Here is a 24,017-nt window from a genome sequence, read left to right on the forward strand (position 1 = left end):
GATGGCATGCCTTCGCATGCCATGACGACGTGGAATGGGCACGGTTCAAGCCAAAGACATCCCGCTCTGGCGGAATATCCACTCCCGCGCGGTCCCTGACGCGTGCTTGACAAGGACTTGCCCAAGCCTAGCGTGAACGACAAGCAAGAGAGCGGCTGAGATGGCCGATGGCGCGGGGAGAGTGCGAATGGACGGTCAGCGGGCATGAGCCTGCCCATCCTGGTTCTGTCAGGGATCGAGAAGCGGTTCGGCGGAGTGCAGGCGCTACGCGGCGTCGACTTCACCCTGTCCGCGGGCGAGATCCACGTCCTGCTCGGCGAGAACGGCGCCGGCAAATCGACCCTCATGAGCATCATCAGCGGCGCGGCCCAGCCCGACCACGGCGCGATGTCGCTCGATGGCGCTCCGGTGAATTTCCAGACGCCGAGGGACGCCCATGCCGCCGGCATCGTGATGATCCCGCAGGAGCTGGATCTCGTTCCGGGGCTCGACATCGCCGCCAATCTTTTCCTCGGCCACGAACAATTGACGGGCATCCGCACCCTGGCGCGGTCGCGCATGATGCGGGAGGCGCATGAGCTATTGCGCCGCGCCGGCGTCAGTCTCGATCCGGCGCTTTTGGTGTCGTCTCTTCGCATGGGCGAGCGGCAACTTGTTGCGATCGCGAAAGCGCTTGCTGCCGAGGCCCGAATTCTGATCCTGGATGAGCCCACGGCGGCGCTCTCCGCGACCGAGGCCGAATATCTCTTCGGCACGGTGCGAGAGCTTCGGGCGCGCGGCGTCGGCATCATCTACATCTCGCATCGGCTGGAGGAAGTGCCGCGCATCGCCGACCGCGTGACGGTGATGCGCGACGGCGGGGTGGTCGGCGAGGCGGCGCCCGATGCGCCGCAAGCTGAGCTGGTGCGGATGCTGGTCGGCAAGGACTTCAAGGATCTTTTCCCGCCGCGCGCCGGTCTGCTCGGCGAGCCGATTCTGAATCTCGTGCATGCGCGCTTCGTCCCCCTGGTGGATCGCGCCGGCTGGCAGGCACCGCAGGATGTTTCGCTGACCGTGCATGAGGGCGAGATCGTCGGCCTCTCGGGCTTGATGGGCGCCGGGCGCACCGAACTCCTGTCGGCGCTCTACGGCTTCGAGGCGCGGGGGCGTTGGGTCGGCAGGGTCGAGATCGGCGGCCGGCCCGTAAAGCTTGGTTCAGTGGCGACGGCCCGTCGCGCGGGCATGGCCTATGTCACGGATGACCGGCGCGGCACCGGGCTCGTGCTCGGCCAGTCGGTCGCGCGGAACATCGTGATGTCGACGCTGCCGCGCGTGACCCCTTGGGGCCTCGCCTCCGCATCCCGCGAACAGGCCGAGGTGTCGGCAGCGCTTTCCCGGTTCGATGTGCGGCCGCGCGTGCCCTCCACCCGCGTCGTCAACCTCTCCGGCGGGAACCAGCAGAAAGTCGTTTTCGCCAAGGAATTGCTCAGCGGCCCGCATCTGCTGTTGCTCGACGAGCCGACGCGCGGCGTCGATGTCGGCGCCAAGGCCGAGATCTATCGCCAGCTTCGGGATCTCGCCAGTGCCGGCCTCGGTGTTCTGGTGGCATCGTCGGAATTGCCCGAACTGCTTGGCCTTTGCGACCGCATCATCGTCATGCATGGCGGCATCACTGTCGCGAGTTTCGATGCCGGCGTCAGCGAGGAAACCTTGCGGCGCTACAGTCTTGGAGAGGTTCAGGCAGCATGAGCGGTGCGACTGAGGAGAATCCTGCGCCGGTCGCTGCCACCGCGCCTCGACCGCGCAAGCATCCGCTGAGCTATCTCATTCGCTTCCAGAGCCTGCTCGGCCTGATTCTCGTGGTGGTCGGCGGCATCATTTTCTCGCCACGCCGGCATGGCCACATTCTGTTTCTCGGGCCGGAGAATATCGCGAATATCGTGCGCTCGATTTCCGAGACTGGCATTCTCGCACTCGGCATGACCTTCGTCATCATCGCGGCGGGGATCGATCTTTCGGTCGGCGCCGTGCTTGGTCTTTCCAGTGTGCTGACGGCGGCGCTGCTGGTGAACCAGGGTTGGGGACTGGCGACGACGCTGCCGCTGGTGGTCGTCGTCGCCACACTCTTCGGCTTGATGCAGGGCTATCTTTCGACGCGGCTGCGCATCCAGGCGTTCATCGTGACGCTGGCGGGGCTACAGGCGGCGCGTGGCTTGGCGCTGATCGCTTCCGACAATACCTTCATCAACATCAATTACGGCCACGGTCCAGGCAGCGCGCCGCCGGCCTTCGCGATCCTCGGCGAGCGGCTGTTCGGTGATACTTTCCCGGTCGCTACCTTGGTCTTTCTCGCGCTGGCGATTGTCGCGACCTTCCTGCTGAACCAGACACGCTATGGCCGCTATGTTTTCGCGGTGGGCGGCAATGAGCGCGCGGCGCGGCTTTCGGGCATTCCGGTGCGCTGGATCAAGATTTCCGTCTATGGGCTCAGCGGTCTTTGCGCGGGTATCGCGGGCATCGTACATGCGGGACAGTTCAGTTTCGGCAGCCCGAATGACGGTTCCGGCTACGAATTAAGCGCCATCGCGGCGGTGGTGATCGGCGGCACGGATCTGTTCGGCGGCGCGGGCAGCATGATCGGCACCATCGCGGGCGCGGTCATGCTGGGCGCGCTCGCCAATATCTTGCAACTCAACGACGTGAGCGCCGCCATGCAGCTTCTCGCCACGGGAGCGATCATCGTTCTCGCGGCCGGGCTGCAAACGCTCGTCGGAGGACGCGACGGAAGCTCGCGCTAACTTAAAAATGGGGAGAGATGAGATGAAGACAGTCAAAGCCTCGCTGATGGCCACCACTTTCGCGGCGGCCGCGTTTGCGATGGTCGCGCCGGGTGCGCAGGCGGCGCAATCGATCGCCAAGACCTGCGGTCCCAACAACCAATACGTGATCGGCTTCAGCCAGGCGAACTTCAAGGAGCCGTATCGCGAGCACGTCAACCACGACCTGCAAACGCTGGTGAAGAACTATCCGCAGTTCAAGCTGGTGATCGCGGATGGTCAGGCGAATGACAATACGCAGGTCTCGCAAGTCGAGAACTTCCTGACGCAACAAGTTGATATCCTGTTCATCTCGGCCTTCGAGGCGGCACCGCTGACGCCGGCGGTCAGCCGAATCTACAAGGCCGGCATCCCGGTCATCGAGATGGATCGCGCGACCGAGGGCAATGACTACACGAGCTTCGTCAGTGGCGATAACCGCGCCATCGCCAAGGAGGCCGGCGAATACGCCGCCAAACTGCTGCCGGATGGCGGCGAGGTCGCGATCCTCGAAGGGCTGCCGAGTTCGTCGCCCGCCATCGAACGCCTCGAAGGCTTCAAGGCGGGCATTGCGGGCAATTCGAAGATCACGGTTGTGGCGACGCAGCCGGTGGATTGGATGCAGGACAAGGCGGTGACGGTATTCTCCGCGATGCTGCAGGCCCATCCGGACATCAAGCTGGTCTATACCAGCAACGATCTGGCGGCGGCGGGCGCTTATATCGCTGTCAAGCAGGCGAATAAGCTTGGCCAGGTCAAGATCATCGGCACGGATGGGTTGCCGGGTCCATCGGGCGGCATTCGCTCGGTGGCGGATGGCGAATGGGCGGCGACCTTCGTTTATCCGACCGGCGCGGCGGAGGCCCTGGATCTCGCCAAGAAGATCTTGATCGACTGCGCAACCTCGGTGCCTCGCCTGGTGACGGTGCCGACGAGTCGGATCGATGCCGATAATGCGAAGGAGATCTACGCGAAAGGCGGCTAGGCCGGGCTGCGGCGCAGCCGACGCCCTCAATACGTCATGGCATGCGAAGGCATGCCATCCACGCCTTCCTCGGGTGATGGTCCCGGCCCCGAAAGGCGTGGATTGCAGGCGTTCGCGTGCCATGACGGTGAGCCAAGTCCTCCCCCTCCCCCGTCCGGCGCCGCTAGGTTAGGCTCGGCGTGCCACCACAGCGCCCGGGATCTTCTGAATGACCGATAGCGGCTCGACCTTTACCCGTCTCGAAAGAGCGGTCGGCGCTCTGCCGAGACGCTATGCCGGACCCGGCGGCGCCGTCGCCGTGTTGCGGGATGGCGAGGTGCTGGTGCGGCACGCCTGGGGCTGGGCGGATACCGAGCAGCGGCTGCCCTTCACGCCGCAAACCATGTCGCTGATCTGCTCGATCACCAAGCAGTTCACCTGCGGCCTGTTGCTCGACCTGTTCCCCGAGCCCACCACGCTGAATGACGAAGTGCGGCGCCTGATGCCGGATTTGCAGCAGGAGGCGCCCGGCATCCTCGATCTTTGCCACAACCAGTCCGGGCTGCGGGACTATTGGGCGCTCGCGATGCTATGCGGCGCGCCGGTGGAGGGTGTTTTCGGGCCGCAGGATGCGCATCGCCTGATCGGCCGCACGCGCACGCTGCATTTCCAGCCGGGCACCGCCTATTCATACGTGAACCAGAATTTTCGCATTCTGTCAGAGATTATCGAGCGGCAAACCAGCCAGTCCTTCGCCGACCTTTTGCGCTATCGCATCTTCGATCGCGCCGCGATGCCCCATGCGGCGCTGAACGCCGTCACCACGACAGTTCCCGGCGGCACGCTGGGCTATGAGGGATCGGCGGAATTCGGCTTCCGCCCGGCGGTCAATCGTATCCATTGGACCGGCGACGCCGGGCTCACCGCCTCCCTGGACGACATGATCGCGTGGGAGAGCTTCATCGACGCCACGCGCGACGATCCGCAGGGCCTCTACAACCGGCTCTCGGCGCCGCAGGTTTTCCGCAACGGCGCGCCCGCCTTCTATGGCTTCGGGCTGAGCCACGCGACGTTGTTTGGCCGCCGGGCGACCTGCCATGCCGGCGGCCTGCGCGGCTTCCGCAGCTTCCGCCTCTATGTGCCGGCGGAGCGCGTTTCCGTCGTCGTCCTGTTTAATCACATGGCCGATCCGCAGGCGGCGGCGCTCGACCTGCTCGGCGCGGCGCTGGGCGAAGTGGAGCCGAAGACGCCCGCGATCTCGCTGGGTTCTGGCTGGGCCGGCCGCTACATCGAACCGGCGAGCGGCCTCTCGGTTCGGGTCGAGCCGGTCCATGACGGCAGCCTGCAATTTCATTATGGGCCGCTGCCCGACATCCTGTGGCCGACCGCGCAGCGCGATTACCGCGGCGGCGGCAACCGGCTGTATCGTCGCGGAGACACGCTCTGGCTGAACCGGCCGTCGGACAATCTCGACGCGCCATTGATACCGTGCACGGGCGACGCTTCGCCGGATATCGAGGGCCTGTTCCACTCCGATGAACTCGATGCGACTCTCACCTGCACCTCGTCCGGCGGCGCGCTTTACGGTGCTTTCTCGGGCGCGCTGGGCGAGGGCGAGATGCTGCAACTCACCCCGTTTGGTCCCGACCGCTGGCTGCTGCCCTGTCCGCGCGCGCTGGATTTTCACCCGCCCGGCGACTGGACCCTGAAGTTCCGCCGGGATGAGCGAGGCGAGGTGGCGGGGCTGGAAGCCGGCTGCTGGCTGGCGCGCGGCGTGAGCTATGAGCGGCGGCACTGAGGGATAAGAAAATGGCAGAGCCAGCCTTCGAACTCTATGCTTTCTGGCGTTCGTCAGCGACCTTTCGTGTGCGCGTCGCGCTGAACTTCAAGGGACTCACGGCGCGAGAAATCCTGATCGACCTCGATGCTGGGGAACAACTCAGCGCCGACTTCCTCGCGATCAATCCGCAAGGCGCGATTCCGGCTTTGATCGAGCCGGGATATCCGCCGCTTACGCAATCCGTGGCGATCCTGGAGTTTCTGGACGAGCGCTTTCCGTCGCCGCCGCTGTTCCCAAGTGATCCCCATGGCCGGGCGCGGGTGCGATCGCTCGCGGCCTTGATGGCGAGCGACACGCATCCGCTGATCGTGCCGCGCGTGAAGAAGTATTTGACGGCCTCTGGTGGTTTCGACGATGCCGCTTGGCGCGCATGGCAGGTGAACTGGTTCACGCGTGGCTTTCAGGCGATGGAGGCGCGTCTCAGCAAGGAGTCGGCCACCGGCGTCTTCTGCCATGGCGATACGCCGACGCTCGCGGATATCTGCCTCGCGAGCGTCACTGCCGTCGCCAGGGTCTTCAAGGTCGAGGTGCCAGACATCCCGACGGTGAACCGGATCTCCGCTCGCTGTGCGGAAATCCCAGCTTTCGCGAAGGCCGATCCGATGGCGCAGGTGGGCGCACCGAGCTAGGGCGGGAGTTGGCGACGCTGCGGCAGTAGCAACGTCATCTTCGGAGAAGGCCGAAGATCCACGCCTTTGCTCGCGGAGTGAAGGCAAGGCCTGGATGCTCGGCCTTCGCCGAGCATGACGAAATACTCGCCGAATCGGGCAGTCTCTTTGTCGGCCAGCATAACAGGCCGCCTGCAACTCCGCCCTAAGCCGCCGTAAACGATACCGCCGCCAGATGCCGGATCGGGCGGCCGGGTGCGATGGCCTGGGCGGCGGCGGCTATTGCCTGGGCGTCGATCCCGGCATGGCGGTAGAGATCCGCCAGCGTCCCCGTCTGCCCGAACTTCTCGACCCCGAGCGCGCGGGTGCGATGGCCCCCCACGGCGCCGAGCCAGGCGAGCGTCGCCGGGTGGCCGTCAAGCACCGTCACCAGGCCGCAACGCTGCGGCACATCCGCTAGTAGCCGCTCGATATGGCTTCGCGCGCCAGGCAACCCGTTCTCGCGGGCGCGCTGCGCCGCCGTCCACCCGGCATGCAGCCGATCGGCAGAGGTGATCGCGAGGAGTCCGACATCGCGACGGTCCTCGCCGATCAGCCCAACCGCCGCCAGAGCCTCGGGCGCCACCGCGCCGGTATAGGCGACGACGACCTCGGCATTCGGGCCAGGTCGGCGCATCCAGTAAGCGCCGTCAATCACGTCCCGCGCAGTCTCGGGGGCCAATTGCCGTTGTGGCTGCGCGATGCCGCGTGTGGAGAGCCGCAAATAGACCGAGCCGCCGCTTTCGTCCCGCAAACCCGCCAAGGCGTCAGGCGCCGCATCCGCCGGGCGCTGGATATAGTCGAAGGCCCAGCGCAGGATCAGCGCCAGCTCATCGACGAATGCCGGCTCGAAACTGGCCAGCCCATCCTGCGCCATGCCGATCAGCGGCGTCGCGATCGACTGATGCGCGCCACCCTCGCCGGCGAGCGTGATGCCGGAAGGCGTGGCCACGATGATGAAGCGCGCATCCTGGTAGCAGGCGTAATTCAGCGCATCGAGCCCGCGCTCGATGAAGGGATCATAGAGCGTGCCGACTGGCAGCAGCCGCTCGCCAAAGAGCGAATGCGACAGGCCGAGGGCCGACAGCATGATGAAGAGGTTCATCTCGGCGATGCCGAGTTCAAGATGCTGACCCTGCGGTGAGAAATGCCAGTTGAAGGTCGAGGGGATGCGCTCCTTGCGGAACAGATCCACCATCTCCTCTCGCGCGAAGAGGCCGCGACGGTTTACCCAGGCGCCGAGATTCGTGGAGACCGTGACGTCCGGCGAGGTGGTGACGATCCGTCGCGCGAGATCCGTCGTGCCCTTCGAGATCTCGTGCATGAGCAGGCCGAAGCCGTGCTGCGTCGACATGACGGGTTGCTGCGGCACGGCCAGCGCCTCCGGCACCTCGACCAAGGGCGCCTCGTAACGGCGGCGGCCCTGCTGGATGAAGGGCGCGGCGTCGATGAAGGCGCGCAGATCCTCGGCGGGGAGCGAGAGACCCTCGAATGCCTCCCATTCATGGCCCTCACGCACCCGCATGGCGTTGCGCATGATCTCGACCTGCGGCGCCGTCATAAGCCCGGCGTGGTTGTCCTTGTGTCCGGCCAGCGGCAGGCCGAAGCCCTTGATCGTATAGGCGATGAAGCAGACCGGGCGGTCATGCGTCTTGGCTGCCTCGAAAGCGTCGAGCAGCGAGGGCAGGTCGTGGCCCCCGAGATTGCCCATGAGCTGCGCCAGCTCATCGTCGGACCGGCGCTCGATGAGGGCGGAGGTCGGCCCCTGGTCGCCCAGCTCGTCGAGCAGGCGCTTGCGCCAGGCGGCACCGCCCTGGAAGGTCAGCGCGGAGTAAAGCTGGTTGGGACAAGCCTCGATCCAGTCGCGGAGCCGCTCGCCACCGGGCTCCGCGAAGGCGGTCTGCTGCAGCCGCCCATGGCGCAGCACCACCACATCCCAGCCGAAATTGCGGAACATCGACTCGAACTTCGCCCACAGCCCCTCGCGCACCACGGCGTCCAGGCTCTGGCGGTTGTAATCGACCACCCACCAGGTGCGGCGAAGGCCGTGCTTCCAGCCCTCCAGCAGGGCCTCGAAGATATTGCCCTCGTCCATCTCGGCATCGCCGATGAGCGCGACCATGCGGCCCTGCGGACGGTCTAGGCCCCAGCCCTTGGCGCGGACATAGTCCTGCACCAGCGAGGCGAAGAGCGTCTGGGCGACACCGAGCCCCACCGAGCCGGTCGAGAAATCGACGTCATCCACGTCCTTGGTGCGCGACGGATAGGATTGCGCGCCCTTGTAGCCGCGGAAATTCTGGAGCTTCTCCAGGGTTTGCTGCCCAAACAGGTACTGGATCGCGTGGAAGATCGGGCTGGCATGCGGCTTGACCGCGACTCGGTCCTCCGGCCCCAGCACCGAGAAATAGAGCGCCGTCATGATGGTGGCGATCGAGGCCGAGGAGGCTTGATGGCCGCCGACCTTCAGCCCGTCCGCGCTGGGCCGCAGGTGGTTGGCATTGTGGATCATCCAGGTCGCGAGCCAGAGGACCTTGCGTTCCAGGGCGGCGAGGGTGGCGATGCGGTCGGTGGTCATGGCTCAGACTCCAGCACGGATCGGGGGCCTGGCCTGGGTCTGAGGTCCGATCCGCGGGGAGTTAATCCCCGAGGGCGGCCAGCACGCGGCCGGCGGTCCGCTTCGGCGCTCAGCCTGCCACGACGGCGCTTGGAATTCGACTGGGAAAGCAGGACATGGCGTGCCCTGCCTCGCTAGGTCAGAGGGGCGGCAACCGTCATCACGGTTTGTGGCTGGCAAGGGCGGGCAATGCGAAGGCCTTGCGTGCGGTCATATTGCCGAGATGTTCCGCCAGCAGTTCTGTTTGCCGCCGGATGTCGGGCACCGCGGTCATTTCCCAGAAGGCGCCCCTGGTCACCGGCCCGACCGCGAAGACGCGGCGGGAGATCGCGCCCTGCCGGTCCCGCACGGCGCAGGTCGTCGTGACATCCAGGCCGAGGCGCAGCGGGTCGGGGCGCACGAGCCCCTCGGCCAGCAGGTTGCGAATCAGAGGATGCGTGATGCGGTCGTAGTCGCAGGACGGCCCGGAGCAGTTCACCACCCGCGCGACCTGGAAGGAGGCCAGCGAGGATGTGCCGCGCGGCTGGAACGTGACCTCGACGCCCCCCGGCGTCTCCCGGTACTCGCGGATACGGCCCGCGCATTTCGTGAGCTGACCGCGTTCCCGTGCCGCCTCGATGCGGTCGGAGACATCCGCCGCGATGCGGTGACGGTGGATATCCCACCAGGGGCGCAGGTGCCGCACGAAGCGCGCCTTGTCCTCGGCCGAGGCGGTCTGCCACAGCTCTGTCGTGATGGGGCGAAGAGCGTCGATCACCGGATGCCAGGTGCCGCCCAGCCCAGTCATGCGCGTGATCTCCCGCCGCATGAGGCGTACGAGGTCGCTTAGAACGGTGGGGTAGGATGACGGTTCGTTCCGTGGTGGCTGGCCGCTGCCATTGTGCCGATGCGGCAGCAGGCCGCGGCGGGAAAGGGCGTGGATCGGCCCGGTATGGCCCTGATCGAGCAGGGAAACGACGGTGTCGATCATGGTAAGGCCGGTGCCGATGAGCAGCACCGGCGCCTCGGGGTCGAGGTCGGTGAGCGCATCCGGCGCCCAAGGATCGGCGCGATAGAGGGCGCTATCATAGAAACCGGGGTCGGCCACAGGCGGCGGCTCGGGCGGAAAATTGCCAACCGCGAGCACGGTTGCATCGGCGACGGTTCGGCGGTCCCGGTCGAGCTCGAGAGCAAGGCGGCTATCGCTGGCATCCATTCGCAGCACGTCGCCGCGCACCAGCTCCAGCCGGCCATCCTTGTCGGCGTGCCGAATCTGCTCCTTGAGCAGGTGGCGGATATAGCGGCCAAAAAGCAGGCGCGGCACGAAGCTGCCGGCGGTGGGTGCCTCGCCAAGCTCGGGATGCGGCGTGCTTTGTAGCCATTCGAGGAAGTTATTCGGGCGATCGCGAAAGGCGCTCATCCGCCCGGCCGGCACGTTGAGGAGGTGATTGGCATTGCCGGTCGCATAGGCCTGGCCCCGGCCGAATTGCGGATTGCGCTCGATCAACACGATTTCAGCGGTTGGACACTGCCGCAGCAGGTGCAGCGTCAGCAGCGTGCCGCTGAACCCGGCCCCTATGACAGCAATCCTAGTCGTACTCATATAGCGTCCCAACATCGTGGTTCTCGGGGGCGATAATTTACCATCGCCTCTCGTGTGTCGACCTCGCCTGTCCGGGCGATCGATCGGGGTAGCTGGCTCGGTGTGCCCTGCCGTCTGATCACAGTCTTAGCAGCAGCGGCAAAGTGTCCTGTTACGGCCAAGGCATCGGGCCATGTAGCGCCCGGTTACACCATCACGAGGAATACACGCCATGTTCATGCGGATCGACAAGCTTCAGGCCGCCTTGCCGGAACCGAAGAAGCCGGACCCCAACGCGGCGGCGGCACTGCAGGAACTCCTCGGCGGCAAGTACGGCGAGATGTCCACGCTCGGCAACTACATGTTTCAGAGCTTCAACTTTCGCAATAAGACGAAGTTGAAACCATTCTATAGTTTAGTATCAAGCATCTTCGCCGAGGAACTCGGGCATGTCGAGCTGGTAAGCACCGGCATCTCCATGCTGAATTGTGGGCCGGGCGATCCGACACCGGATGTCGATGTTTCGGAAGCGCCGTTCAATGAGATGCAGGGCATTCGCCTCGCTGGGAGCTTTCTCAGCAATGGCGGCGGCGCTCTGCCGATGAACAGCAACGCCGCGTCCTGGAACATGGACATGGTAACCACAACCGGCAATCTGATCATCGACCTGCTGCACAACTTCCATCTCGAATGCGGCGCCCGTATCCACAAGCTGCGCGTGTATGAGACGATGACGGAGCCGACGGGGCGCGAGGTTTGCGGCTATCTGCTCGTGCGCGGATCCGTGCACGCGCATGCCTATGCGCTGGCGCTGAAGAAGCTGACGGGCGTCGAGATCGAGAAGATGCTGCCGACGCCGAACATCAACCTCGATCGCGTGCCGGAGTGTCAGAAATACCTCAACGAGGGCAGCCACCGGAGGCTGTACCGCTTCAGCCCCAATGACTACAAGGAAATGTCGGGCATCTGGTCGAACGACGAAGTGGCACTGCCGGGCGATCCGCCGGGCAACCTCGAGGTTGTCGAAGGACATCCAGAGGGCGGCAAGATCCCCGAGTTGCTGGGCAATTACGGCGCCTTCGCACCGGATTACGCGCCTGAGGAAATCTTTGACATCGCAAGCAAGCTTTACAAGAAAAGCCGATAGGCGAGACGTGTAGCCCCTCAACTGTGAGGGTGGGGTTGGGGGTCGGCAGCCACGGGCACGCTTCGCCGCCCGAGCGAACCCAACCCGGCCTCACCCTCTCGGGAAGGGAAGATTGCAACCATGCAACCCTACAAGCGTGTCGCGCGGGTGTTGGATCTGTTAGTTCGCTGCACATGCTTGATACCACCAACCTCCCGCGCCGGTGACACGCGCCGCGGATCTGTTTCGCCGCGCCGTTGCGCTGCTGCAAGCGCGCGACCCCAGCGTTGCGGCATTGCTTCCCGAACTGGAACGCTTTCCCGCCTACGCCGAAGGCTGGCTAGCCCTCGGCGAGGTGTTGCATCAGTCCGGACAAACCAACGCCGCGCTGGCGTCGCTCGGCCGGGCAGCGCAGAGTTCAGCGCCCGGAGCGCATCGCCTAGGACAGGTGCTGGTGGAGTTGGGCCGGGGAGACGCGGCGCTCGCGGCTTTCGTCAAGGCCGTTGCGCTCGATCCGGGGTTGGCCGCTGCGTGGTATAGCCTCGCCCTTTCGCGCCAGGATAAGGGTGAGCATGCGGAGGCTGCCGAGGCCTATGCCGAAGCACTCAGGCAGCGCCCGGATTTCCACGAAGCGGCGCTCAACCTCGGCATCGCGTTGCAGGAGGCGGGGAAGCTGGAGGCGGCACTGGATGCCTATGGCGTGGCATTGCGGCTGCGGCCGGATAGCTTCGGGCGGATCGCTCAGGCACTTGCTTCCGGGCGGACCGGCGCCCTATGGCTCGACCCTTCCGTTTTGAGGCGCGACCTCCTCCGCCGTGGCGCTATCGGCTCCTGAGCGGGCGGCACGGAAAGTCTTTCGATAATGTCCAGGGCCGCTGAGGAGTGTTTGCGCGGTCTCGTCATAGCGCTTGGTCTCATCGGGCGCGAAACTCTGGTAGGTGAGATCGAGCGGCACGCGCGGTACCGGCACACATTGCGCGACCGGCATGCCCTTAGGGAGCACGCCCGAGAAGCCTGCATCGAGCCAGACGGCGGGGAAGAGGATGCCGACATCATGGAACCGGTCGGAGTCCACGAGGCCGCTCAACAGCCGAAACGGCAGATCGTCGCGGTTCACCGGATGTGTCGCGAACAAAGACCAGCCCTCGGGCAATTCCACCGTCCAGAAACTGTTGAACTTGACGATGATCTGGCCTGGCTGCTGAAAAGGCGTGCCGTCGACTTGCGCCGGCGCATGAAAGCTCATCGGCGCGCGGGGATGGGTGCGTGCGGCCAGTGCGGGGATGTCCCAATTCCACGAGAGCCGGCCGTTCTCGACATGAACATCGCAGGGCAGCGGAATCACGAAGCCCAAGGACATCGCATCGACGAAGGGCGGGCAGTGCTTGACCGTGCGAATGTTCTCGCCATGCAGATCGGAGAAGGCGTGGCGCGGCATTGTGCGCAGCCAATCGGGCAGCGCATCCCGCGCCGGCACCGGCCGCGGAATGCGATCGATCAGCGCCGGATCACAGCGAAATATGATCTGCATCTTTTTGAATTACGATTCAGAGATCCGTCATGGCACGCGAAGGCGTGCCATCCACGCCTCGCTTTCGACGAGGGAGGAAGGCCTGGATCCTCGGCCTGCGCCGAGCATGACGATGGAATGACAGCGGTTCAAACCAAAGATATCTGCTCTAACTTTCATCATCCGGAATCATCGCGAGCTTCACCGCTTTCTGCCATCCCCGATATTTCCGCTCGCGCGTCGCAGCGTCCAAACCGGGCACGAAATGCCGATCGACTGACCAGAGTTTCGCGAATTCCTCGGGCTCGGGATAAATCCCGGCATCCAGCCCCGCGAGGTAACCCGCGCCCATTGCGGTGGTTTCGCGAAAAGCTGGGCGATCGACGGGGCGGTTAAGCATGTCGGCGAGGAATTGCATCGTCCAATCACTGGCCGACATGCCGCCATCGACGCGCACGATCATGTCGTCAGCGGGCTGGCCATAATCGGCGAGCATCGCCTGCAGCAGATCGCGCGTTTGATATCCCACACTTTCCAAGGTTGCGCGGGCGAGCTCTTTTTTCGTCGTGCCGCGTGTGATGCCGGAAATCAGCCCCTGCGCGCGGCTGTTCCAATGCGGCGCTCCGAGCCCGGTGAAGGCGGGCACCAGATAAACCGGCTGCTGCGGATCAGAGGCTTCGGCGAGCCTGCCGGTCTCCGCCGAATTTTCGACCAGACCGAGACCATCCCGCAGCCACTGCACACTGGCGCCCGCGGAGAAAATGGAACCCTCGAAGGCATAGGTGCGATGGCCGCCGCGCTGCCAGGCAATCGTGGTGAGCAGCCGATGCGCGGAAGCCTTCGGCGTGTCGCCAATATTGAGCAGCACGAAGCCGCCTGTCCCGTAGGTCGCCTTCACCATGCCGGGCGCGAAACACGCCTGCCCGATAAGCGCCGCCTGCTGGTCGCCCGCGACGCCGCGGATGCCAATGGCGCCACCCAATAGGTCGGGCCGCGTGGCACCGAAATCGCCGGCGCAATCGCGGATCTCGGGAAGCAGCGAGGCGGGCACGTTGAAAAGGCGAAGTAGGTCCGCGTCCCAAGTCCCGCTGCGGATATCGCAAAGCAGAGTACGCGAGGCGTTGGTGGCGTCTATCGCATGCACCGCGCCGTCGGTCAGACGCCAGAGCAGGAAACTGTCGACGGTGCCGAAAGCAAGTTCGCCCGCCTCCGCGCGTTTGCGGGCGCCGGCGACGTGATCGAGCATCCAGCCGATCTTGGTCGCGGAAAAATACGGATCCAGCCGCAACCCGCTGCGCTCGGCAACAAGGGCCGCATGGCCCTCAGCCTCAAGCGCCTCACAATGCGCGGCGGTGCGGCGGTCCTGCCAGACAATGGCGTTGTAAATGGGACGGCCGCTCGCGCGGTCCCAGATCAGCGTCGTCTCTCGTTGATTGGCGATGCCGAGTGCCGCGATGTCGCTCGCTTCGAGATCCGCTTGCGCCAGCGCCGCGCGCGCGGTGCCGAGTGTCGTTGCCCAAAGCGTTTCGGGATTATGCTCGACCCAGCCAGGCTGCGGGAAAATCTGCGGAAACTCTTCCTGCGCGCTGGCGACGGGCTTCATCGCCGCATCGAAGACAATCGCACGGGTGGAGGTGGTGCCCTGGTCGATGACGAGAATATGCGCGGCCACGGCTCATTCGTTCCTATCGTCGCGAGAAAAGGGGAGCCGTTGCCGGCTCCCCTTTCATTCGTCAGCCGAGGCTCAGGTCTTGTTGGTGCCCGGCGCGGACCAGCTCTTGATGAGCTCGTCGTAGTCCACCGTCTCGCCTTGCGGCTTCTCGTTCGCGAGCTTGCGCTGAGGTGCGAGATGGCCGTTGGTTTCGGCATACTTGAACCAGTATTCCGGATCACGTGCCTTGTTCATCAGCGGGCCAAGATCTCCTTGCACGCCCGAACGCTGGATACGCGTCATGATGGCGTCCTGATCGCGTGCCAGCCCGTCCATCGCCTGCTGCGGTGTCACCGAGCCCGCGATCGCGTTCGACACGTTCTGCCACCAGACCTGCGCCATCTTACCGTAGTCAGGCACGTTGACACCGGTAGGCGTCCATTGCTTGACGGCCGGTCCGCGATAGAACTCGACGAGACCACCCAGCTTGGGAGCAGCTTCCGACATCGCAGAGCTGTTGATGTCGCTTGCGCGGATCAGATGCTGGGTGAGCAGCGCCTTCTTGAGGCTGACGGTCTTGGAGACGCTGAACTGGGCGTAGAGCCAGCCGGCCTTGATCTTCTCCATGGGCGCGTATTTCAGCATCGTCCAACAGCCGCAATCCTGGTAGCCGAGCTTCATGCCCTCTTTCCAGTAGGGGCCATGGGGCGAGGGCGCCATGCGCCATTTCGGCGTGCCGTCCGAATTCATCATCGGCGAGCCAGGCTGGTTCATGGTGGCGGAGAAGGTCGTGTACCAGAAGATCTGCTGCGCGATATGGCCCTGGCCCGGCACTGGTCCGGCTTCCAGGAAGTCCATGCCGGCCGCTTCGGGCGGCGCATACTTCTTGAGCCACTCAACGAACTTCGTCAGCGCATAAACCGCCGCCGGCCCGTTGGCATCACCGCCGCGCGACGTAGACGAGCCACGCGGACGCCCGCCTTCGTTGCGAATGCCCCACTCATCGACCGGCAGACCATTCGGCAGCCCGCGATCGCCACCGCCGGCCATTGACAGCCAGGCATCAGTAAAGCGCCAGCCGAGGCTCGGGTCCTTTTTGCCATAATCCATGTGGCCATAGACGCGCACGCCATCGATCGTCTTCACGTCATTGGTGAAGAAGTCGGCGATGTCCTCATAGGCCGACCAGTTTACCGGCACGCCGAGTTCATAGCCGAACTTCTGCTTGAACTGCGCCTTCAGCTCCGGCCGCTTGAACCAGTCATAGCGGAACCAATAGAGGTTCGCGAATGCCTGATCGGGGAGCTGATAGAGCTTGCCGTCAGTGAAGGTGCCGAAGGAGAGGCCGACGAAATCCTTCAGGTCGAGATGCGGGTTGGTGACGTCCTTCCCGTTCTTCGCCATGAAGTCGGTCAACGAGCCGTCAACGATGTCGTTGTAGCGTGGATGCGTACCGATGAAGTCCGAATCATTCATCCAGAAGTCATAGATCGGATGGCCGGACTGCATCTCGACCTCGATCTTGTCGACGAGCAGACCCTCGTCCATCAGATCGTGGTTGACCTTGATACCGGTGATTTCGGCGAAGGCCTTCGTCAGAGTCTTGGATTCATATTCGTGGATGTTGAGAATTTCGGACACGGTGTTCACCGACATGCCGGCGAAAGGCTTCGCCGCATTGATGAACCACTGCATCTCCTCCATCTGCTCATCCTTGCTGAGCGTGGAGGGCTGGAACTCGTTGTCGATCCACTTCTTCGCGGCATCGACCTGCTGCGCATGGGATGGCGCGCTATGGACGAGGATGGCGGCGCTCGCAGCGGCTGCGGCACCTCCTTTGATGACGTCACGTCTTTTCATATTTTTCCCTTCCCCAGCTATCCGGCGCCCTGAATGACATCATTCAGGGTCTTCCGGCTCTCGTTCTTGACCTAAGCGAAGCGGAACATCGCCGCGCTATACAGGACCGCGATCACGACGGGATACCAAAGATTGTCACCGCCGGTAATACGGATCCATAGGATAAAGATAAACGCCGTGCCGATCAGCGACACGAACAACCGATCGCCACGCGTTGTTGGAAACTGCAAAATCCCCCGCCGCGGCGTTTCCGGACGATAAACCGCGAGCAAAGTCATCACGATCAGCATCAGCGCGATCGCCGCGAAGAAGCCCGCCGTCGCCCAGGTCCAGGCCATCCATGCCATGAGGCGCGGCCCTCCTCAAACGCGACCAAGGGCAAAGCCCTTGGCAATGTGGTTACGCACGAACCAGATGACGATCGCGCCGGGAACCATGGTGAGAACCCCGGCGGCGGCGAGCAGGCCCCAATCCATTCCCTCGGCGGAATACACCCGCGTCATTACCGCAACGATGGGCTTGGCATGAACTGTCGTCAATGTCGTGGCCAGAAGCTGCTCGACCCAGGAGAACATGAAGCAAAAGAATGCCGCGACGCCAATGCCATTGGCAATGAGCGGCAGGAATATCTTGATGAAGAAACGCGGGAAGGAATAGCCGTCCAGCGCCGCCGTTTCGTCGATCTCGCGCGGCACGCCGGAAATGAAGCCTTCCAGAATCCACACCGCCAGAGGCACGTTGAACAGGCAATGCGCGAGTGCCACGGCCCAGACCGTGTCGAACAGACCGATCGAATAATAGAGATTAAAGAACGGCATCGCATAGACCGCCGTCGGCGCCATCAGGTTCGAGAGCAGCCAGAAAAACAGGTGCTTGTCGCCGATGAAGCGGTAGCGGCTGAAAGCGTAGGCCGCCGGCAGCGCGAGAGAGACAGAGATGACTGTGTTGAGCGCGACATAGGTGAGCGAATGGACAAAGCCGAGATACCAGGCCGGGTCCGTGAAAATATGAGCATAATTGCGGAGCGTTACGTGATGGGGCCAGAAGTTGAGCCCCGACATGATTTCGCCATTGGTCTTGAAGCTCATGTTCAGTAGCCAGTAGATCGGCAGGAACAAGGCCAGGAGATAGATGGTGATCGCGATGCCGCGGCCCTGGATACGCATCACGAACCCTTCCGCTGCTCGAGTTGCGTCATGACGGTGAAGAAAATCCAGCAGAGGGACAATGTGATGAGGTTATAAACCAGCGACATCGCCGCTGCATTGCCGAGATCGACCTGGCCGAGTGCGATTTTCACGAGATCCAGCGAGAGGAAGCTGGTGGCCTCACCCGGACCGCCGCCGGTCACCACCGAGGGTTCGGTATAGATCATGAAGCTTTCCATGAAGCGCAGTAGAACCGCAATCACCAAGACCTTCTGCAGCTTCGGCAGCTCGATATTGCGGAACACCGACCAGCGACTGGCGCCGTCAATCCGCGCCGCCTGATAAAAGGCATCAGGGATCGCCTTCAGGCCGGCATAGGCCAGCAGCGCCACCATGCCGGTCCAGTGCCACACATCCATAACGACGATGGTGGCCCAGGCGGAAGTCGGATCCTGCGTGTCGTTGTAGTGGATGCCGACACTGTTGAGTGCCGCTCCCAGCAGGCCGATATCTTGTCGCGCGAAGATCTGCCAGATGGTGCCGACGACGGTCCAGGGGATCAGCAGCGGCAGTGCGATCAGCACCAAAGCGGCGCCAACTCTCCAGCCATGACGTGGGATGCAGATGGCGACCGCGATGCCGAGCGGCAGCTCGATGCAGAGCACCACGAGGGAGAAAATGAGGTTGCGCACCAGCGCGGCCGCGAATCGGCCGCCGATATCCGTGGTTGGGTCGAGTAGATTTTGGAACCAGGCAGCGCCGTTCCAGAAGAAATTGTTCTGCCCCATGGTGTCCTGAACCGAATAGTTCACGACCGTCATCATCGGGATAATCGAGGAGAAAAGGACGAAGACCAGCACCGGGATGACGAAAAACCACGCCCGGTTGTTCCATGGTTTATCAAGCATGGAGCGGCTCCGTCATCCGTTGGCCTTCGATGCGATGCTCATCGACATAGACATGCAGATGGCCGGGCTGGACATGCAACCCCGCCGCTTCACCGGTCAGCGTCACGTCATTCGGCAAAGTGGCGACAAGGCCGTGACCGCCCAGCGTGACGCGGGCGAGGCGGCGGCGGCCGAGATCCTCGATGCGTTGTAGCTTGACGGGAATGCCGCCGCTCGCCGTTACGGTCGCATAATCGGGGCGGAAGCCGATCTGCACGTCGCCGGCCGGCAGCGCGTATTGCGCGCCGAGGTCGAAGCGCTGGCCGTCCACAACCGCCTGCCGTCCCTCGATCACGGCGGGCAGGAAGTTCATGCCGGGCGAGCCGATGAAATAGCCGACGAAACTATGGGCCGGCCGCTCGAACAAATCCGCCGGCGTGCCGATCTGCAGCACCGCGCCATCCTTCATGACGACGACCTCATCGGCGAAAGTCAGTGCCTCGACCTGATCATGCGTCACATAGATCATGAGCATATCAAGCGCCTGGTGAACTGCTTTCAGCTTCGAGCGCAATTCCCATTTCAGCGCGGGATCGATCACCGTCAGCGGCTCATCGAACAACACGGCCGAGACATCCGACCGCACGAGGCCACGGCCGAGCGAGATCTTCTGTTTCGCATCGGCGGTAAGCCCTCGGGCGCGGCGGCGCAGCACCGGGGTGAGATCCAGCAATTCGGCGATTTCCGCGACGCGCGCCTCGATCAGCCGGCGCTCCATGCCGCGGTTCTTCAGCGGAAATGCGAGATTCTCCGCGACCGTCATGGTGTCGTAGATCACCGGGAACTGGAAGACCTGTGCGATATTGCGCTTCTCGGTCGGCAGCCGTGTGACATCCTGGCCGTCGAATAGCAGCCGGCCGTCCGAGGGAATCACCAGCCCGGAGATGATATTCAGCAACGTCGTCTTGCCGCAGCCTGAGGGGCCGAGCAGCGCATAGGCCCGGCCATTCTGCCAGACATGCTCGATCGGCTTGAGGGCATAGCGCTTTTCGGCGCCCGAGGGTCCCGGGTAGGCGTGGGCGATATGGTCGAGAGTGATCGTTGCCATGCGCGCGCCCTCAAGCCATGACCGCGAGGGGCGACACGGACATCGCCTCCGGCGCACGCAGCAACAGACCGGCGGCATCGAAAACGAAGACGCGTCGCGGATCGATACGAATCTCGGCGGCCGCGCCCGGCTGCCAATCATGCACACCGAGGACGAGGCTGACCCAGGTTGCGAAGCCGACATCAAGATGCACGAAACTCTCCGAACCGCTGATCTCGGTGACCGACACGACACCTGGAAAAGCGTCAGTGGCACCGGTCGGCGGCCCGATGCGCGCATCCTCGACCCTGAAACCAATCCGGTACGCCCCATCCGGCAGACCGGCGAGCAAAGCGTCAGAAGTCAGCGCGCGACCATCGGAAAGTGTTACCTGACTCGCCGATTTCGTCACGCCCATTTCATTGAGGGGCGGGTCAGAGAAAACTCGCGCGGCATCTATATTCGCCGGCTTGCGATAAACCAAGGGCGTGGCGCCGATCTGGGTCACACGACCCTGCCACAGCGTCGCCGTGGTGCCGCCGAGGAGCAGCGCCTCGGCGGGTTCGGTGGTGGCGTACACCAGGATGGTGCCGCTTTCGGCGAAAAGGCGGGGCAATTCCTCGCGCAATTCCTCGCGCAGCTTGTAGTCGAGATTGGCGAGCGGCTCATCGAGCAGCACGAGCTCGGCGCGTTTCACCAACGCGCGGGCGATTGCGGTACGCTGCTGCTGGCCGCCTGAAAGCTGGGCGGGGAGGCGATCGAGAAAGGGATCGAGCCGCAGCACGCGGGATGCCTCAGTCACACGATCCTCGATTTCGGCCTTCGGCAGACCGGCGACGCGCAGCGGCGAGGCGATATTCTCGTAGACCGTCAGAGACGGGTAATTGACGAATTGCTGGTAGACCATGGCCACCGAACGGCGGCGCACGGGGATGCCGGCGACATTCTTGCCATGAACATGAATTGTGCCCGCGGTCAGTTTGTCGAGACCGGCCATCAGCCGCATCAGAGTCGTTTTGCCGGAGAGCGTGGGCCCGAGCAGCACGTTCATGGTGCCGCGCTCGAAAGTGAGGGAGACATCGTTGATCACGACCTCCTGCCCCACCGTCAGCCCGACGTGATCGAGTACCAAACTCATTTTGCCGTCTCCCTAACGGCAATCATGTCCGCCAAAGCCGCATCCACCGCAAGTATTTCGCTTTCGTTCAGCCGAAGACCGAGTTTGCTGCGCCGCCACACGACGTCGGCGCCGGTGCGCGCCCATTCGTGTTCGGCAAGGTAGCGCAGCTCGGCCTCGGTCAAATCCGCGCCGAAAACCTGGCCGAGATCCGCCAGACTACCTGCGCCGTTCAGCAAAATGTGGACGCGCGTGCCATAGGCCCGCAGCAGCCGCCGGGCAAGGCGATCGGACAGGAAGGGATAGCGCGAGCAGACGCTGCGCAGAACCGGCTCGAAGCCCTCCTTCGGAAAGTCGCCGCCGGGTAGGGGCTCGCGTCCTGTCCAGCCCGCAGCGCGTCCCTGAACCTTCGGCAAATGCGGCCCGAGCTGGGCCAGCGCGGATTCCGCAAGGCGCCGAAAGGTCGTGATTTTGCCGCCAAAGATCGAGAGCAGCGGCGGCGCGCCGGACTCTGCTTCCAGCTTCAGAACATAGTCGCGGGTCGCCGCCTGTGCGTCGGTGGTGCCGCTTTCGTCATAGAGCGAACGGACGCCGGAATAGGTCCAGACCACCTGGTCGGAGGTCACCGGCACCCGCAAATATTCGCTGGCGGAGTCGCAGAGATAGGCGATCTCCTCGGCGGTGGCATGCACGCCGGTCGGGTCGCCTTTGTAGTCCTGGTCGGTGGTGCCGATGAGCGTGAAATCCTGCTCATAGGGAATAACGAAGAAAATGCGCTTGTCCGCATTCTGAAAGATGTAGCAGCCAGCATGATCATAGAGCTTGGGCACGACGATATGGCTGCCCTGGACCAGCCGGACCGGCGCGCGCTGATTGCTGCGCACGACGGAATGTGCGACCTCGCCGACCCAGGGGCCGGCGGCGTTGACCAGGGCGCGTGCCGTGATCGTCCGAGTGTCGCCGCCCGTTTCCTCGCGCAGCGTTAGGTGCCAGAGGCCGGCCTCGCGCTCAGCGGAGACACAGCGGGTACGCGACGCGATAGTCGCCCCCAATTCGGCGGCGGAGCGCGCATTCAACACGACGAGGCGCGAATCTTCGACCCAGCAGTCGGAATATTCGAAGCCGCGCTTGAATTCGGGCTTGAGCGGAAGCCCGACTTTATCCTGCGTCAGATTCACCGTGCGCGTGGGCGGCAATTTCTTGCGGCCGCCGATATGGTCATAGAGAAAAAGCCCTGTGCGCAGCAGCCATTGCGGCCGCAGCTTCGCGTGATAGGGCAGCAGGAAACGCAGCGGCCAGACGATATGCGGCGCGATGCCCCACAGCACCTCGCGCTCCATCAGCGCCTCCCGCACCAGGCGGAATTCGTAATATTCGAGGTAGCGCAACCCACCATGGATCAGCTTGGTCGAGGCTGAGGACGTGCCCGAGCCGAGATCATGCTGCTCGCACAGGAATACCTTCAGCCCACGGCCAGCCGCATCTCTGGCGATGCCGCAACCGTTGATGCCGCCGCCGATGATGGCGAGGTCATAGATCGATGGTGAAGTGCTCGCGTCCAAGGAAGTTCCGCATCCCAGGGCGCGTTCTTTCGTGCGCCCGTTCGGATCAGACTACATCACGAAAAAAACGAACACGCAAGCGACCAAAACGAGCATTTTTGCGAGTTTTGCGCTGGGGCAGGGGCGTGCGCCTCCGTCATGGCACGCGAAGGCGTGCCATGACGGTTGTGATAGCAAGGGCGACGGCGTAGCCGACCCGAAAACTAATCCTCCTCCGGCCCGCCGCCTGTCTCGATCACCTCGATTTCCATCCTCCGGCACATTTCGGCGATCTCCGGGGAGGGCAGGCGGTCGATCACCAGCACGTCGATCTCGTCGAGCCGGCCGATCCGCACGGGGGCGCGGCGGCTGAATTTGCTGCTGTCGGTCACCAGCACCACCCGCCGAGCGTTTTCGATAATGGCCCGCGAGACCTGCACTTCGCGGATGTCGTAATCGAGCAACGTGCCATCCGCGTCGATCGCCGAGGTGCCGATCACGGCGGTATCGACCTTGAACTGCCGGATCACCTCTGCCGCCATGCGGCCCACTACGCCGCCGTCGCTCGCACGGATGGTGCCCCCGGCGATGATCACGCTGATCGAGGTATTGCGATAAAGCGCGTTTGCCACGTTGATATTGTTCGTTATGACCAGCAAACCCTGACGCCCGGCAATCGCCTGCGCCACCTCCTCGGTCGTCGTGCCGAGGTTGATGAAGAGCGAGGAGTGGTCGGGGATGAGCGCCGCGGCGGCCTCGCCGATCCGTCGCTTCTCGCTCCGCGCCACCAGCTTACGCGCGTCATAGGCGAGGTTCTCGACCCCGGAACCGACCACCGCTCCGCCATGGGTACGGGTGATGATCCGCGCCTCGCTGAGGTCGTTGAGGTCGCGGCGAATGGTCTGAGGTGTGACGGCGAAGCGCGCGGCCAGCTCCTCCACCGCCACCCGGCCGGTCTCCCGGATGAGCGTCGCGATCTCCTGCTGCCGGCGGGAGACGGGGCGCGGCAGCTCCGCCATCAACCGCGCTCGCTTTGCGGCAGGCCCAGATTGAAGGCGATGGAGATGCGCAGCGCGTCGCCGCGATAGGGGCGGACCTGATGGAAGAGCCAGGAGGGGAACAGGAACAAAAGGCCAGGCCGTGGCCGGATGGTTTCCCCCGCGCCGACCGAGGCGCCATCCTCGCCGGCGAATTTCAGCGCCGGGGCGTACATGCCGGGGCCGGGCCCGCGCGGATCGAGCATTTCGAACTCGCCGCCGAGCGCGGGATTCTCCGCGCAGCCGCCATCATCGACGTAATAGGTGCCGGACCAGAAGCTGCCGGGATGGTAGTGGCTGATATTGCCGGCGCCGGGTCCATTCACATTGGCCCAGGCCTGCATGGTCCAGCTCGGGGCGATGGGCTTGCCCTGACGGTCGGCGGTGAGATGGTTCGCGACCTGCCGCGCGAGGGTCAGGATTTCGGTGATACGCGGGCCGCCCCATTCGATGATGTCGCGATCGGAATGCCAGCCGCCGGCGTTGGAGGCTTGGACGGAGGGCGTTTCGGCCCGGCGGCGGAGGATGATCTCGGCGAGTTCGGCATTGCGGGCCGCCGCATCCGGCAGCTCGACCGCCGCGACCGGCGTCGCGAAGAGTCCACGAACGGCGATGTCGAGGCGGGCCATGGT

20 protein-coding genes are annotated in these 24,017 nt (G+C 64.1%); 7 read left to right on the forward strand and 13 right to left on the reverse strand.

Features of this window, described 5'->3' with window-relative positions:
• Positions 1–204 precede the first annotated feature (204 nt).
• The 5 genes from GSQ92_RS18670 (at position 205) to maiA (ending at position 6,228) form a co-directional block, all read left to right on the forward strand.
• A complete protein-coding gene (locus GSQ92_RS18670; RefSeq protein WP_158804785.1) occupies positions 205–1,728 on the forward strand; it encodes a sugar ABC transporter ATP-binding protein in 1,524 nt (507 codons plus the stop codon).
• A complete protein-coding gene (locus GSQ92_RS18675) occupies positions 1,725–2,777 on the forward strand; it encodes an ABC transporter permease (RefSeq protein ID WP_158804784.1) in 1,053 nt (350 codons plus the stop codon). Before GSQ92_RS18670 ends, GSQ92_RS18675 begins: the two co-directional genes overlap by 4 nt.
• A 22-nt stretch (positions 2,778–2,799) precedes the next feature.
• The gene (locus GSQ92_RS18680) at positions 2,800–3,780 is read left to right on the forward strand and encodes a substrate-binding domain-containing protein (RefSeq protein WP_174246703.1); all 981 of its coding nucleotides are present in this window, start codon (positions 2,800–2,802) and stop codon (positions 3,778–3,780) included.
• Positions 3,781–3,988: 208 nt separating this feature from the next.
• Positions 3,989–5,557, forward strand: a complete 1,569-nt coding sequence (locus tag GSQ92_RS18685) for a D-aminopeptidase (protein WP_158804782.1) — start codon at positions 3,989–3,991, stop codon at positions 5,555–5,557.
• Positions 5,558–5,568: 11 nt separating this feature from the next.
• Entirely contained in the window at positions 5,569–6,228 is a 660-nt protein-coding gene (maiA, locus tag GSQ92_RS18690; protein WP_158804781.1) for a maleylacetoacetate isomerase, read from the forward strand.
• Positions 6,229–6,412: 184 nt separating this feature from the next.
• Here the strand turns inward: maiA and GSQ92_RS18695 are convergent, their stop codons facing one another.
• Complete coding sequence (locus tag GSQ92_RS18695) at positions 6,413–8,821, reverse strand: transketolase (RefSeq protein ID WP_158804780.1); 2,409 nt, start codon at positions 8,819–8,821, stop codon at positions 6,413–6,415.
• Between the two features lie 199 nt (positions 8,822–9,020).
• The gene (locus GSQ92_RS18700) at positions 9,021–10,442 is read right to left on the reverse strand and encodes an FAD/NAD(P)-binding protein (protein WP_158804779.1); all 1,422 of its coding nucleotides are present in this window, start codon (positions 10,440–10,442) and stop codon (positions 9,021–9,023) included.
• Between the two features lie 211 nt (positions 10,443–10,653).
• On the opposite strand from GSQ92_RS18700, the gene GSQ92_RS18705 reads away from it, so the two are divergent.
• Together GSQ92_RS18705 and GSQ92_RS18710 are read left to right on the forward strand one after the other, a co-directional pair.
• A complete protein-coding gene (locus tag GSQ92_RS18705) occupies positions 10,654–11,568 on the forward strand; it encodes a manganese catalase family protein (RefSeq protein WP_158804778.1) in 915 nt (304 codons plus the stop codon).
• Between the two features lie 202 nt (positions 11,569–11,770).
• Positions 11,771–12,382 (forward strand): tetratricopeptide repeat protein, encoded by a 612-nt coding sequence (locus GSQ92_RS18710; RefSeq protein WP_158804777.1) that lies wholly within the window; start codon positions 11,771–11,773, stop codon positions 12,380–12,382.
• Here GSQ92_RS18710 and GSQ92_RS18715 read toward each other — a convergent pair.
• From GSQ92_RS18715 to GSQ92_RS18765, 11 genes are all read right to left on the reverse strand, one after another.
• Positions 12,320–13,078 (reverse strand): hypothetical protein, encoded by a 759-nt coding sequence (locus GSQ92_RS18715; protein WP_158804776.1) that lies wholly within the window; start codon positions 13,076–13,078, stop codon positions 12,320–12,322. The genes GSQ92_RS18710 and GSQ92_RS18715 overlap by 63 nt on opposite strands.
• Positions 13,079–13,226: 148 nt before the next feature.
• A complete protein-coding gene (gene glpK, locus GSQ92_RS18720) occupies positions 13,227–14,729 on the reverse strand; it encodes a glycerol kinase GlpK (protein ID WP_158804775.1) in 1,503 nt (500 codons plus the stop codon).
• 72 nt (positions 14,730–14,801) lie between these two features.
• Entirely contained in the window at positions 14,802–16,568 is a 1,767-nt protein-coding gene (locus GSQ92_RS18725) for an ABC transporter substrate-binding protein (RefSeq protein ID WP_158804774.1), read from the reverse strand.
• 71 nt (positions 16,569–16,639) lie between these two features.
• Positions 16,640–16,915 carry a DUF2160 domain-containing protein gene (locus tag GSQ92_RS18730; protein WP_158804773.1) on the reverse strand — a complete coding sequence of 92 codons (276 nt, stop codon included), beginning with the start codon at positions 16,913–16,915 and terminating at the stop codon, positions 16,640–16,642.
• 15 nt (positions 16,916–16,930) lie between these two features.
• The gene (locus GSQ92_RS18735; RefSeq protein ID WP_216850401.1) at positions 16,931–17,734 is read right to left on the reverse strand and encodes a carbohydrate ABC transporter permease; all 804 of its coding nucleotides are present in this window, start codon (positions 17,732–17,734) and stop codon (positions 16,931–16,933) included.
• Positions 17,734–18,624 carry a carbohydrate ABC transporter permease gene (locus GSQ92_RS18740; protein ID WP_158804771.1) on the reverse strand — a complete coding sequence of 297 codons (891 nt, stop codon included), beginning with the start codon at positions 18,622–18,624 and terminating at the stop codon, positions 17,734–17,736. The genes GSQ92_RS18735 and GSQ92_RS18740 overlap by 1 nt, the downstream gene beginning before the upstream one ends.
• Positions 18,617–19,711 carry an ABC transporter ATP-binding protein gene (locus tag GSQ92_RS18745; protein ID WP_158804770.1) on the reverse strand — a complete coding sequence of 365 codons (1,095 nt, stop codon included), beginning with the start codon at positions 19,709–19,711 and terminating at the stop codon, positions 18,617–18,619. The genes GSQ92_RS18740 and GSQ92_RS18745 overlap by 8 nt, the downstream gene beginning before the upstream one ends.
• Before the next feature lie 10 nt (positions 19,712–19,721).
• A complete protein-coding gene (locus GSQ92_RS18750; protein ID WP_158804769.1) occupies positions 19,722–20,828 on the reverse strand; it encodes an ABC transporter ATP-binding protein in 1,107 nt (368 codons plus the stop codon).
• The gene (glpD, locus tag GSQ92_RS18755; RefSeq protein ID WP_174246702.1) at positions 20,825–22,369 is read right to left on the reverse strand and encodes a glycerol-3-phosphate dehydrogenase; all 1,545 of its coding nucleotides are present in this window, start codon (positions 22,367–22,369) and stop codon (positions 20,825–20,827) included. Before glpD ends, GSQ92_RS18750 begins: the two co-directional genes overlap by 4 nt.
• A 203-nt stretch (positions 22,370–22,572) precedes the next feature.
• The gene (locus GSQ92_RS18760) at positions 22,573–23,367 is read right to left on the reverse strand and encodes a DeoR/GlpR family DNA-binding transcription regulator (RefSeq protein WP_158804768.1); all 795 of its coding nucleotides are present in this window, start codon (positions 23,365–23,367) and stop codon (positions 22,573–22,575) included.
• A complete protein-coding gene (locus GSQ92_RS18765) occupies positions 23,367–24,014 on the reverse strand; it encodes a 2OG-Fe(II) oxygenase family protein (protein WP_158804767.1) in 648 nt (215 codons plus the stop codon). The genes GSQ92_RS18760 and GSQ92_RS18765 overlap by 1 nt, the downstream gene beginning before the upstream one ends.
• Between the last annotated feature and the right edge of the window lie 3 nt (positions 24,015–24,017).

Source organism: Acidisoma sp. S159 (assembly GCF_009766125.1).
Classification (GTDB): domain Bacteria; phylum Pseudomonadota; class Alphaproteobacteria; order Acetobacterales; family Acetobacteraceae; genus Acidisoma.